Below are 13,037 nucleotides of genomic sequence, written 5' to 3' on the forward strand. Positions count from 1 at the left end.
TTCAAGTTCCCGGTCTGTCTATGGTACGTTATGTGTCAGCGTGGCTGTCCGTTCCTCGTACGATTGACGACTTCATTCAGTTCACGAGCCGCTTGCTCGGGAGATGCGGCCTTGCTGATCGCACTGATCACGGCCACGCCATCCGCTCCGGCAGCCAGAACAGCAGCAGCATTTTCCAGCGTAATCCCGCCAATTCCTACGATCGGCAGCGACCCTCCCACCGCCTCGCGTATTTGCCCCAGTCCTGCAGGACCGATCGGTTCTCCTGCATCCGCCTTGGACGCTGTGGCATACATGGCACCAACGCCGATACAGTCTGCTCCACCTGCCATCGCTTCCCTGGCTTCTTCCACTGTACCCGCAGATACGCCAATGTACATCGATTCTCCCACCAGGGCACGTACGTCTTTTAGATGCATGTCATCCTGACCCACATGAACGCCGTCTGCTTGCAGGTCAATCGCCAGGTCAACATCGTCATTGACGAAGAAAATGGCTTGATATTGATGGGCAAGCCGCTTCATTTCGGCTCCAAGCCGAGCCTTCTCTTCGCGGGTCAATTTGCTTCCTTTATCGCGGAGCTGCAAAGTACCCGCGCCCCCTTTCAGGGCTTGCTCGACGATTTCCAGCGTACGCGCGGCCGAATATCCGCAATCCTGGGTTCCTACGACAAAATAGACACCCATTTTTTCTCGCAATCGCTCTGTGTTTCTCATCCCGTTTCCCCCTTCCACCTGTCAAGCGCTTCCCTGTATGAGCGGGCAGCTCGCTTCACGTCTGCTGCATCTGTTATTCCTGAAAGCGCCGCAATGCCAGCACAGCCCGCCGCGAGCACCTGGCCTGCATTGTCGGGCTTGATCCCGCCAAGCCCGATCACCGGGATAGAGAGCGCTTCGACGATGGTTTTCAATTCCCCCGTCCCTCTGGGAGCCAAACCCGGTTTGGAACGACTGGGAAAAATATGGCCGTACAAAACGTAGTCCGCCCCTTGCTCGGCGGCTTCCATTGCTTCTGTCATAGAGTGCACCGAGCACCCGACCTTTTGCCCGGGCGACAGTACTCTTCTGGCCGCTTTGACCGGCAAGCTGTGGTAAGCGAGATGTGCCCCGCAGCATTGGACGGCTGCTGCCACGTCGACGCGGTCATTGATCAGGATGCTTTCGCGTGGCATGACTCCCGCCAAGGCCTCCGCCCACTCCATGATTTCGCGAGCCGTACGGTGCTTTTCCCGAATATGGAGCCGATCCATTCCTCCGCTGTATGCGGCTTCGGCCATGCGCAGCACCTCGTCGAGCTCCTGTCGTCCGCTCGTTATGACGTGCAGCTCAGGTTTGTACAGCTTGCCCATGTCCGCCTCCAGACAGCACCGTCAGACACTCCTGCAGCCATTTGGCTGTTTTTTCATTTTGCTCTTCAGGCATGCGAGCGACCATCTCGGCAACCAGTCTGCGCAAAAAGAACGATTGCGGCAAGCTGAGCGGAAACGTCACGGTCCGCGGTTTTTGTTCCTGCTCTTCCAGCTTTTGCACCCCGGCCAGCAGTATATCGGCGATGGATTCTATCAAGTCTCTCGTATTTTCCTGCTCGCGCAGATCATCGTAGCATCCGTCCATCAACCGGCACAAAATGAGGAAGGCCTGTGTGGACAGCGTAAAAGGTTGTACATCCTGCAACGGTTCGGTCACGATTTTCCCCTCCATAAAAACAAAGCGAAACTCTGGTTATTATAGCACATTCTTTTCGTCAGACAGAATTTCACGGTGTCGCTTTTCAGCAAATAAAATGCGAGCCGTTTACACTCGTTCGGCTCGCACGGTTTTCATTTACGGTTTGTTGCGGTCGTTGTGGTTGGACTGACGCAGGTTGGTGTTTTTATCGTGCTCATCCAGCGTTTTTCCACGGTGTTTGCCCAGATCCTTGCTGTTGTTGTTCTTGCCCATGTGCCCACCTCCCTTTACAAGCATCAACTGGTAGCGTCCCCTGTCAAAGGCGCTTTTATCAGGAGGCAGGACTTGCTTAATCAAAGGGTCCGGGACGGCCGGCGAATGAGGGCGTAGACGATGGCAAACGGAATCCGCCAGCCCAGCAAAAAGGCGAGCATGATAAAATACGCAACGGCGGCGAACAGCCAGGTGAGCGGTGTTCCCAGCCAGAGTGTACGAATGACCAGACCGATGGGTGCCGCAATCGTCCACATGAGCAGGACGTTAAGCAATTGCTTGCCCGCCTTCTCCAATGAGTGGCGCCGATACGGATGGAAAAACAGCGCGACCAATATCCAGGCCAAGAGGAACGGAGCCAGCGTTTCCATGATCCCTGATGCAGTGGCCGGAAGTCCGTGCGCCAGCTTTCCGTAATACGTAAACAGCAAAAAGGCGGCCAGATCGCCTGCGAGCAGGACGTAACCGGCCGGAGCGTGTATCCGTTTCATGAACAATCCTCAACTCTTCCTATTTAGATGGTGACACGCTCATTGTACACATCTCTCTCGTCCATCCACAATCCGTTTTGCCCGTTATTCACCAAACAGCAACATTTGGAGCTTTTGATCCACCTGCGGCCATTCCCTGTCCAAAATGCTGAAATAGACCGAATCGCGAATATACCCGTCGCGGACAATCATATGATTGCGCAGGGTTCCCTCGTAAACGCCACCGATTCTTTTGATGGCCCGTTGGGAATTTACATTGCGGGCATCCGTTTTCAGCTGGACGCGAATGCAACCGAGCTCTTCGAAACAGTGACGCAATAGCAGCCATTTGCACTCCGTATTTACTTTCGTCTTCCAGACGGAGGGCGTCAGCCACGTATAGCCGATCTCCAGCCCGCGGTCTTTTTTCGAGATTTTCAAAAATCGGGTGCTGCCGATTACTTGTCCGTCTTCCTTCCTGACGATCGCAAAAGGCAGCTCTGTTCCGCTCGCCTGGTTCTCCAGCGCCGTTTCGATAAAACGCTGGGCGTCTTCGGGCTGTCGTATCACTGTTGACATATAGCTCCATATCTCCTCGTAATTCCCTGCCTGAAATACACCTTCGCAATGCCTGGTGTCCAGCGGTTCCAGACGAACCTGCTTTCCTTCGAGGGTGATTGGACTGATTTGCAGCATACAAACTCGCTCCTTTGCTGTTCTGCCTTTTGCGTATAACAGAACAGTCCTTTTAAATTTTTCCAAGGATAATGGCGACGCTCACTTTTGTCAAGACGATGCTAGAATGCGAGAATAAAAGGGCGGCACAGCAGAACACGGTCAGAAAAGAATTCGTCACAACCCAAGTGGGAAAAAGGTAGATTCAAACGGGGCGTTCGTGTACAGTTAGAAGAGGAATTAAGGGGATGTGGAGGTTAGGAAAGATGCACGCAAATCTGCGTTCGTTTATGGAACAACTGCGCCAGCACGGGCAGTTAATCGAGATTGACGCGCCAGTGGACCCAAATCTGGAGCTGGCTGAGATACACCGGAGGGTCATCCAGGAGGAAGGACCTGCACTCCTGTTCACCAATGTAAAAGGAAAAACATTCCCGGTCGTGACCAACCTGTTCGGCACAGCCGAGCGTGTGGACATGGCATTCGGTCCAAAACCGGAAACGATTGTAAAAGACCTGGTTCACGGGTTGGACAAGCTGATGCCGCCTTCGCTCTCCGGATTGTGGGAGCTGCGGTCGCCTCTGCTGGAAGTGATGCGTACCGGTACGAAGACGGTATCCCAAGGACAGGCTCCCGTCACCCAAGTAAGTACAACAGAAGTCGATATGACAGCGTTGCCTGCATTGACGAGCTGGCATCTGGACGGAGGTCCATTCGTTACGCTTCCGCTCGTTTACACCGAGCATCCAGAGACAAAGCAGCACAATCTGGGGATGTACCGCATCCAGATATACGACAAAAATACGACAGGCATGCACTGGCAGATCCACAAGGGCGGCGGTTTTCATTACTACGAAGCGGAAAAACAAAATCGCTCGCTGCCTGTTTCGCTGACGATCGGCGGACCGCCCGCCCTCATTTTGTCCGCGATCTCTCCTCTGCCCGAGATGGTGCCGGAGCTTGTCTTTGCTTCATTAGTAATGGGAGATAAATTGAAGATGGTGGAGGTGCCCAACCATCCGCACCGCATCGTTGCAGATGCCGAGTTTGTTTTTGCGGGAGAAGTTCCACCGCATGTCCGCAGACCGGAGGGGCCGTTTGGAGACCACTTCGGCTATTACTCGCTGACGCATGATTTCCCGGTATTTCAAGTAAAACAAATGTTCCGCCGCAAGGATGCCATCTACCCGGCTACAGTCGTCGGGAAGCCGCGTCAGGAGGACTACTATATCGGCGAGTACCTGCAGCGCCTGCTCTCTCCGCTGTTCCCTGTCGTCATGCCTGGCGTCAAAGCGATCTGGGCTTACTGTGAGACCGGGGTTCACGCTCTCGCAGGGGCGATCGTCCGGGAAAGCTATTATAAGGAAGCGATGGCTCATGCCTTCCGGATCATGGGCGAAGGACAATTGACGCTGACCAAGTTTTTGATGGTCACGGATGTCCCTTGCGATTTGGCTAATTTTAGGAATTTTATGGAAATCGTTCTTGCCCGCTTCCAGCCGGAGCGCGATCTGCTGATCGTCAACGATACGTCCGGCGATACACTGGATTATACCGGCCGGAAATTCAACCATGGTTCAAAAGGGATCATGCTGGGGATCGGAGACCCTGTTCGGGAGCTGCCCAAAGAATACAAGGGGGAAGGCATCCCGAATACTTCCCGGATCCAACTGTTCTGCGGCGGATGTCTCGTCATCTCCGGTCCGTCCTTTGAGGAGAATCCGCAGTTTGGCGAAGAAATTCTGCCGTACGTAAACGAGCATTGCAAAGAGTGGCCGATGATCTGCATCGTCGATGATGCCTCGATTGCAAATGACCAAAGCCAGTTTTTATGGACCGTCTTCACCCGCTTTGATCCGGCTCATGATCTATATGCAAAAGCGACCATTTCCCGCAACAAGATTCGCTATGAAGGTCCGCTGGTAGTCGATGCGCGAATGAAGCCATTCTACCCCGACGAAGTGGAGACTCACCCGGATATTGCCAAGCTCGTCGATCAAAGATGGAAGGAATACTTTCCGAAATAACAAGCACCACAGCACCCGGAGCAATCATGCCGGGTGCTTTTCTGGTTTCTTTATGTGAGAAAATTCTGTCATTTCTCGTCGGACTGTCCAATATAATGTAGCATCTTGTATCCGAGCAACGCTTATGTTGGTCGGTTCCTATTTTCTTTATAAAGGAGGGAGTTATTCATGAAGACCCAGGTGGATTCGGACGGCATCGTCACCCTGACCAAGGAAGGCGAAAATCTGATCAAAGACAGCCCTCTGTTCAACGATGGGCTGCGGCCAACCACGATGGCTGAGCACAACTGGACTTCGTACAACTTTGCCAGCTTGTGGATCGGCATGTCGATCTGCTTGCCCGCCTACTCGCTCGCGGCCGGATTAATCGCCCTCGGCATGAACTGGTGGCAGGCGATCATCACCATCATCCTGGGCAACTGTATCGTCCTTATCCCTATTCTCCTTAATTCCCATGCGGGCACAAAATTCGGGATTCCGTATCCGGTCTACGCCCGTCTCTGGTTTGGCTCCAAAGGGGCACACATTCCTGCCGTAGCGAGAGGTCTTGTCGGCGCGGGCTGGTTTGGGATCAACTGCTGGTTTGGCGGGACCGCTATCGATACCCTGCTGATGTCCATGAGCAGTTGGGGCAATGTGCCTGGCCATACCTGGATTGCTTTTTTCGGGTTCTGGGCGCTAAACGTCTGGATCGCCTACAGAGGACCTGAAGCGATTAAAAAGATGGAGTTCTGGGCTGCTCCGACGTTGATCATCATGTCCCTCGCCCTGCTGATTTGGGCGTTGACAAAAGCTGGCGGCTGGGGACCGATGCTCTCGGCTCCCTCCAAATTTACAACCGCTGGCGAGTTTTTTAAAGTCTTCTTTCCTTCCCTTACCGGTGCCATTGCCTTCTGGGCAACGATGGCGCTGAATATTCCCGACTTTTGCCGATACGCCAAGAGCCAGCGAGCTCAAATTGCCGGTCAATCCGTAGCGCTGCCGACGACCATGGGAGGCTTCTCCTTTATCGGGGTCGCTGTTGCCTCTGCTACCGTCGTCATTTTTGGGGAAGCGATCTGGGACCCTGCGGCCGTCCTCGCGAAGTTCTCTCCGCTTGCCATCTTCTTTGGAACAATTGGCATCATCCTGGCCACGCTGACGACCAATGTTGCCGCGAACGTCGTAGCTCCTGCACGGGCCATCGAAAACCTTTCCCCGCGCAAAATGAGCTTTGGGGCTGGCGCAATCATTACCGGAGTCGTCGCACTCGTTATGCAGCCATGGTATATTTTGGATAATTTCGGCAATTATATTTTCCTGTGGCTCGGAACTTATGCCGCTCTGCTGGGACCGATAGACGGCATCGCGATCGCAGACTACTGGCTGGTCCGCAAACAGCGAATTCACTTGACGGAGCTGTATCGCACAAACGGAATTTACTCGTACAGGGGCGGCTATAACTGGAATGCCATCTGGGCCATGCTGCTCGGGATTGCTGTTCCTTTTGTCAGCAGGCTCATTCCCGGATTAGGGTTCATCTGGGATAATGCCTGGACGATCGGATTGTTCGTCTCCCTGATCTTCTACACCTGGTTTATGAAACGAAGCTCCAGCCTGATAAGCCAGGCGGATTACGAGAAGATTACCGCCAAGGCAGAGGCGCATGCTTCCTAATTAAATGTGCATACTTCCCGATGAAATGCATTCTACTGCTGCGCTAGCGTAAAAAGTGACGTAATAAAAGCTCCGCCGTTCATTTGGCGGAGCTTCTCTTTTGCTGATCTTTACATTTTAAACCGGCTAATGGACAATTGCAGCTCATGGGAAAGCTTGCTCAGATTTTCACTGGAGTTGGTGATTTCCTGCATGGACGCCAGCTGTTCCTCTGATGTCGCGGCAACACCGCGCGTATGGTCGGAAGCCTCCTGCGCCAACCGGTTCATTTCATCCATCGAGGAGGCGACTTGCTGTATGCTTGCCGACATTTGTTCGGTCGCCGCGGATACCTCCTGAATCTGTTCAGCGATCGTTTGCGATGAAGAGACGATGCGCTGGAAGGCTTCTCCTGCCTCACGGACGATCACACTGCCCGTTTCCGCTTCCCGGGTGCCTTGTTTAATTGCATTCACAACCTGTGCCGTTTCATTTTGAATATCCTGGATCAATCTCTCAATCTCGCGGGCAGACTCTTCCGATTGCTCAGCCAATTTTCGCACCTCGTCAGCCACAACGGCAAAGCCGCGGCCTTGTTCGCCGGCACGGGCCGCTTCGATGGCAGCGTTCAGCGCGAGCAAGTTGGTTTGGGAAGCGATTCCCGTAATGACCTGAACGATCTCTCCGATCGCCTCGGAGCGGACACCTAGCAGCTGCACCATTTCGGCAGCGCGGCTTACTGCTTCATTGATCGCGGTCATCTGATCGACTGCGGACTGAATGCGTTCATTGCCTTGCTCTGCTTCCTGGGCGGCTTGTCCGGAGAATTCGGAGACGGAGCCCGAGGTTTCGGCGATACGTTGTACAGCCAGGGCCATCTCCTCCATGACGCGTACACCTTCCTGGGAGCGAAGTGTATGTACCTCTGACCCGGAAGCGATCTCCTCGATGGCAGCAGCTGCCTGCTCTGACGCTCTCGCTGTCTGCTCTGCGCTCGCATGGAGCTCCTCGGAGGAAGCCGCTACCTGTTCACTCGCCACTTTTACCTGATCGATCAGGAGACGCAGCTCAGATACAAGTCGGTTGAAGGCCAATCCCAGCGTCCCGACTTCGTCTTTCCCTGTATACTCAACTGACTTCACTGCCAAATTTCCGCTAGCGAGCTCTTCCAATTTGGAAGCGACGTCGCGAAGCGGGTTGGCGATCATCCGGGCGATGGCAAATCCGACGCTGAGCGCAAGGACAATCGCAAGCACCGCGATTCCGAGCATCGTAATTTCTACGGCTTTCGCCTCTGCGGTATTTACGTTATTCGTTTCTTCTGCTCTTGCGGAATTGTAATCTGCCCAGGATTTTAGCTCTTGGTTAATCCCGTTCAGCGTCGATTCCGTCGCACGGAAGAAAGCAAAGGCTTCGTCCGGATTTTTTTCTTCTACCAAATGGATCACGACTTTTTGATCGCCCCGGTATTTTTCCAACAGCGTCTTCAGCGTTTCCAGAATTTCTGTCTCCTGTTCTGAAGTTGCAGACTCCTGAAGCTTTGCCAGCAACGCATCAGACTCCGCCACCAGGTCCTGGTACTGCTGTTTGTAATCTCTTTGTTTGGAAGGGCTCGTTTCCAGCATCATTTTATACATAATTGCCTCGATCTGTCTTGTCTCTGTGCGGAGCTCGTTCACCCACTTGATCGGCAACAGCTGATCCTGGTACATCGTGGACATCCGTGTTTCCGCTTTCATTAAATTGTAGTAGCCAGTAGCCCCTACTCCTCCCAAGAAAACACTCATCAAAATAACCAGACTCATTAGCTTTGTCCGTGTCTGCATGTTGCGCAAAAGTTTCATGTCTTGAGGCCATCTCCTTATTTTATAATCATAATTGCTGAAAATGGTCGAATAATGTCTAATTCTACCAAAGGAGGATGGACAAGTCGATAGTTTTACGACGAAACTCCTACATCAAATACTGAAAACAATGAAATGTTGGAAATTTGCTCGTCGGGGCTATAACAAATGTAATAGGTCAATTCGTCGCTTATCCGATAACAGATCCCGTTGTAGCCTTGTTCGATCAAGTAAAGTCTGATTTGTTCTCCGGTCCAGTCCAGCCATTCCTGGTCGTCCATTTCGGCTGACAACCGGTTCAGGTCGTCCTCTGAATGCCGGGATTGCAGGGCATCCAGACGCAGCTGATTCTCTCCGTATTGTTCATGCAGAGAAAAAAGTCCCGCAGTTCTCAACTCCTGCCTGAGGATGGCCGCCTGGTCCCAAGTCGTTTCCGCATGACAAATGGCATACTGAGCCGCTACCTTCATATTGCTGACAAGATACACGCCAGAACCGAACACAGCTTTGGCGATAGCCCCGTTGACAAATTGTCTGCGTTCGTGCCGTTCATATCTTTGCAGCTTGACGACTCGCTCGGCTTCCCTGTATTCAACTCCCCGATAGACGATCTTCTTCATGCAGAAAACTCCTCTTCACGATTCAACTCCAGCGGCGTATCCCAAACGGGAAAAGAGGGGGCGCCACACCGCGCCACCCTGCTTTTCGCTGCTGGGCCATTCCCATTGCCATGCGATTTAAGGGAGCAATTTGACCATATCATCGTAGGTCTCAGGTCGCCGGTCGCGGTAGAATTGCCACGTATCCCGCACCTGATGGATCAGATTTTTATCCATTTCCGCGATGATCACCTCATCCTGATTTCTGCTGCCGACTGCTACGAATTGTCCCCGGGGGTCTACCAGATACGATTGACCGTAAAATTCCCCCATGTTCCACGGCGCTTCCACTCCCACTCTGTTAATCGCAGCGACATAGTATCCATTGGCTACAGCATGAGCCGGCTGTTCGAGCTTCCAGAGATATTCGGAGAGGCCGGCCACAGTCGCCGACGGATTGAAGACGATTTCGGCTCCATTCAGCCCAAGCAGCCTGGCCCCTTCCGGAAAATGACGATCATAGCAGATGTAGACGCCCACTTTTGCAAAGGCCGTCTCAAAGACGGGATAGCCAAAATTTCCCGGTTTGAAATAGTATTTCTCCCAAAAACCGCAGCCGTTGTCGCCGACTCCCACGTGGGGGATGTGCTGCTTGCGGTATTTGCCGAGGTAACGGCCGTCCGCATCGATCACAGCAGCAGTATTGTAGTAGGTACCAATACCTACCCGCTCATAGACCGGCAGAATGAGCACCGTCCCCAGCTCTTTGGCCAGCGACTGAAATTGCTGGACGGTCGGCCCATCCGGGACCTCCTCGGCCGCTTCATACCATTTGGTGTTTTGTTCGGCGCAGAAGTACGGACCGTAAAAGATTTCTTGCAGACAGATAATTTGAGCGCCTCTGCCCGCTGCCTCGCGAACCAGCCGGACGTGTTTTTCGATTGCCTTTTCTTTATGGACGTGGACCGGCTCATCGCCGTGAACGTCGTTTTTCGCCTGGATCAGGCCGATTGTTACCTTGTTTGCCATAGTGGAAGTCTGCCTCCCTTCAATGGGTTTGGGGTTATGGCTGTTCAAAAGTAGTGCGTTTGATATACTGGCCGCTTCCTGCCTGCCCGACGAATTGCTTGTCGCGCACCACGAACGAGCCCCTCGATAGAACCGAGACGACCTCGCCGTACACTTCCATTCCTTCAAATGGGTTGTAGTCAACGTTCATATGGTGCGTTTCGACGGAAAGCGTACGCTTTACATGCGGGTCAAAAATGACGATATCGGCATCCGAGCCTACCGCAATCGTTCCTTTTCTCGGGAACATCCCAAACAGCTTCGCAGCCTTCGTAGAAGAGATGTCCACGAACTGGTTCAGGCTGATGCGTCCCTGGCGTACCCCCTCGGAATAGAGGATCGTCAAGCGGTCTTCTATCAACGGACCGCCGTTGGGAATCTTGGTGAAATCACCTCTCCCCAGTTCTTTTTGACCCCGAAAGTTGAAAGGACAATGATCGGAGCCGACGGTCTGCAATATGCCGTTCTTCAATGCGCTCCACAGCACTTCCTGATTCCATTTCTCCCGGAGCGGCGGTGACCAGACGTATTTGGCTCCCTCGAAGTCGGGCTGATCCATGATACTCACATCCAAAGCCAAATATTGCGGACATGTCTCCCCGTAGACATTCCAGCCTTTCTCCCGCGCCTCCGCTATCCGCTGTACCGCCGATGCACAAGAGACATGGACGACGTAAAGCTGCGAGCCCGCCAACGCGGTCAAAGCAATGGCTCTGCCCGTCGCCTCTCCTTCCGCCTCGGGCGGCCTGGTATAAGCGTGATAGATCGGATCGGTGTTCCCCTCGGCCAGTGCTTTCTTGGTCAAATAATCGAGGACATCGCCGTTTTCCGCATGCACCTGTACGAGCGCCCCCAGCTCCTTGGCCTTGACCAAGGTTTTGAACAAAGTCTCATCGTCTGCCTGGAAGACGTTTTTATATGCCATAAACACTTTCAGCGAAGTAATCCCTTCCGACGAGATGACACTCTCCAGCTCCTCCAGCACCTGATCGTTTGCCTCCGCGATCATCAGGTGAAACCCGTAATCAATGACGGCTTTCCCGCGTGCCTTTTCATGCCAGGTCGCAATCGCCGATTTCAGCGACTCTCCTTTTTTGGTCAGACAGAAATCGACGATGCTGGTCGTTCCGCCAAATGCCGCTGCCCGGGTGCCGGTAAAGAAGTCGTCCGCCGTCACCGTGCCTCCAAACGGCATGTCGAGGTGTGTATGCGGATCGATCCCGCCTGGAATGACATAGCATCCGGTGGCGTCGATTTCTTCCGCACCGTCAATTGACAGCTGATGACCGATCGCGACTACCCGTTCGCCCTCGATCAATACGTCAGCCTGATACGTATCGGCTGCCGTCACTACTGTACCTCCGCGAATCCATTTTTTCATCTTATACCCTCCTCTTTTCCCGGCCCCGTCAGGGCAAATGCTCTGGCGGTATGTCTCTTGCCAGTACAAGCTATGCGTTCAGAGGTGAAAACATTACTCCTGGGCCGCTTCGCAGCTTCGGTCTGCTGCCAGTGCCGCTTGCCGCTGGTTCCAAGAGAGCGGCGGCTGATCAGACGGGATTTCTACCATCTCTATCGTCCCTTCGACCGGACATACGATGGAGCAGAGATTGCAGCCGACACAGTCTTCTTCACGAACGACCAGCCTTTCTTTCCCGGTCATTTCGTCAGTCACAATATCGATGCACTGGTGAGAGGTGTCCTCGCATGCAATATGGCACTTGTTGCAATTGATGCACGTTTCCTCGTGGATGCGGGCAACGACCTTGTAATTCAAATTGAGATGGCCCCAATCGGAATAGGTGTGCACAGCTTTGCCGACGATGTCCATGACCGAAGCGATTCCCCGTTCATCCAGGTAGTTGTTCAGGCCGTCGATCATGTCCTCGACAATCCGAAATCCGTGATGCATGGCTGCGGTGCATACCTGGACGCCGCTCGCTCCCATGAGCAAAAATTCGACTGCATCCTGCCATGTGGAAATGCCGCCAATCCCGGAGATCGGAATCCCCACCTGCGGATCGCGAGCGCATTCCGCTACCATGTTGAGCGCGATCGGCTTCACCGCTGGTCCGCAATAACCGCCGTGCGCTCCTTTTCCATCCACATGCGGGATCGGCAGCCACGAGTCCAGATCGACTCCGATCAGGCTGTTGATCGTATTGATCATGCTGACGGCATCGGCTCCCCCCTCTGACGCTGCACGGGCTGTGAAGCGGATATCTGTTATGTTTGGCGTCAGCTTGACGATGACAGGCGTCTGGGCGACTTCCTTGACCCACTCTACCTGCTGCCGGATCAGGTCGGGGTGCTGACCTACTGCCGAGCCCATGCCGCGTTCCGCCATGCCGTGCGGACAGCCAAAGTTCAGCTCCAGTCCGTCTACCCCTATGGCCTCCACTTTCTTCACGATTTCATGCCACGCTTCGCGCTTGTGCTCGACCATGAGCGAAGCGATCAACGTGTGCTTCGGAAACAGCTTTTTGGTCTCCAGCATTTCCTTCAGGTTTTCCTCGAGCGGTCTGTCCGTGATCAGCTCGATGTTGTTGAAGCCGAGCACCCGCTGTCCTCCGAAGTGAAGTCCGGCAAACCGGGACGTCACGTTTATGATCGGTTCCCCCAGTGTCTTCCAGACTGCTCCTCCCCACCCCGCATCAAACGCCCGCTGCACCTGATAGCCGGAATTGGTAGGCGGTGCTGAAGCCAGCCAAAACGGATTGGGCGACTCGATTCCCGCCAAATTAATGCGTAAATCTGCCATTGTTTCTACGCCTCCTTC

At 53.7% G+C, this 13,037-nt stretch carries 12 protein-coding genes; 2 read left to right on the plus strand and 10 right to left on the minus strand.

Annotated elements, in window-relative coordinates:
* Window positions 1-35 precede the first annotated feature (35 nt).
* The 5 genes from thiE to EDM54_RS13180 form a co-directional block, all read right to left on the minus strand.
* On the minus strand, window positions 36-716 hold the full coding sequence (gene thiE, locus EDM54_RS13160) for a thiamine phosphate synthase (protein WP_024984182.1): 681 nt from the start codon (window positions 714-716) through the stop codon (window positions 36-38).
* A complete protein-coding gene (locus EDM54_RS13165) occupies window positions 713-1,348 on the minus strand; it encodes a thiamine phosphate synthase (RefSeq protein ID WP_122958315.1) in 636 nt (211 codons plus the stop codon). Before EDM54_RS13165 ends, thiE begins: the two co-directional genes overlap by 4 nt.
* Window positions 1,326-1,685, minus strand: a complete 360-nt coding sequence (locus EDM54_RS13170) for a hypothetical protein (protein WP_122958316.1) — start codon at window positions 1,683-1,685, stop codon at window positions 1,326-1,328. The genes EDM54_RS13165 and EDM54_RS13170 overlap by 23 nt, the downstream gene beginning before the upstream one ends.
* Before the next feature lie 335 nt (window positions 1,686-2,020).
* Entirely contained in the window at window positions 2,021-2,431 is a 411-nt protein-coding gene (locus EDM54_RS13175; RefSeq protein ID WP_024984181.1) for a DUF3054 domain-containing protein, read from the minus strand.
* 84 nt (window positions 2,432-2,515) lie between these two features.
* The gene (locus tag EDM54_RS13180; RefSeq protein WP_122958317.1) at window positions 2,516-3,106 is read right to left on the minus strand and encodes a GNAT family N-acetyltransferase; all 591 of its coding nucleotides are present in this window, start codon (window positions 3,104-3,106) and stop codon (window positions 2,516-2,518) included.
* Window positions 3,107-3,351: 245 nt separating this feature from the next.
* Here EDM54_RS13180 and EDM54_RS13185 point away from each other — a divergent pair, with 245 nt between their 5' ends.
* Both EDM54_RS13185 and EDM54_RS13190 read left to right on the plus strand, forming a co-directional pair.
* A complete protein-coding gene (locus EDM54_RS13185) occupies window positions 3,352-5,112 on the plus strand; it encodes a UbiD family decarboxylase (RefSeq protein ID WP_122958318.1) in 1,761 nt (586 codons plus the stop codon).
* 168 nt (window positions 5,113-5,280) lie between these two features.
* Entirely contained in the window at window positions 5,281-6,768 is a 1,488-nt protein-coding gene (locus EDM54_RS13190) for an NCS1 family nucleobase:cation symporter-1 (RefSeq protein ID WP_122958319.1), read from the plus strand.
* Window positions 6,769-6,878: 110 nt separating this feature from the next.
* On the opposite strand, the gene EDM54_RS13195 is transcribed toward EDM54_RS13190, so the two are convergent.
* The 5 genes from EDM54_RS13195 to preA all read right to left on the minus strand — a co-directional run bounded on the left by EDM54_RS13195 (window position 6,879) and on the right by preA (window position 13,019).
* Complete coding sequence (locus EDM54_RS13195; RefSeq protein WP_003385637.1) at window positions 6,879-8,591, minus strand: methyl-accepting chemotaxis protein; 1,713 nt, start codon at window positions 8,589-8,591, stop codon at window positions 6,879-6,881.
* 95 nt (window positions 8,592-8,686) lie between these two features.
* A complete protein-coding gene (locus EDM54_RS13200) occupies window positions 8,687-9,211 on the minus strand; it encodes a hypothetical protein (RefSeq protein WP_024984177.1) in 525 nt (174 codons plus the stop codon).
* Window positions 9,212-9,328: 117 nt separating this feature from the next.
* Window positions 9,329-10,219: a nitrilase-related carbon-nitrogen hydrolase gene (locus EDM54_RS13205; protein WP_122958320.1), complete on the minus strand. Its 891-nt coding sequence runs from the start codon at window positions 10,217-10,219 to the stop codon at window positions 9,329-9,331.
* A gap of 34 nt (window positions 10,220-10,253) precedes the next feature.
* Window positions 10,254-11,639, minus strand: a complete 1,386-nt coding sequence (hydA, locus tag EDM54_RS13210; protein ID WP_122958321.1) for a dihydropyrimidinase — start codon at window positions 11,637-11,639, stop codon at window positions 10,254-10,256.
* Window positions 11,640-11,732: 93 nt separating this feature from the next.
* Window positions 11,733-13,019, minus strand: a complete 1,287-nt coding sequence (preA, locus tag EDM54_RS13215; protein WP_031932857.1) for an NAD-dependent dihydropyrimidine dehydrogenase subunit PreA — start codon at window positions 13,017-13,019, stop codon at window positions 11,733-11,735.
* Window positions 13,020-13,037 lie beyond the last annotated feature (18 nt).

The organism is Brevibacillus borstelensis, from assembly GCF_003710865.1.
Classification (GTDB): Bacteria; Bacillota; Bacilli; order Brevibacillales; family Brevibacillaceae; genus Brevibacillus; species Brevibacillus borstelensis.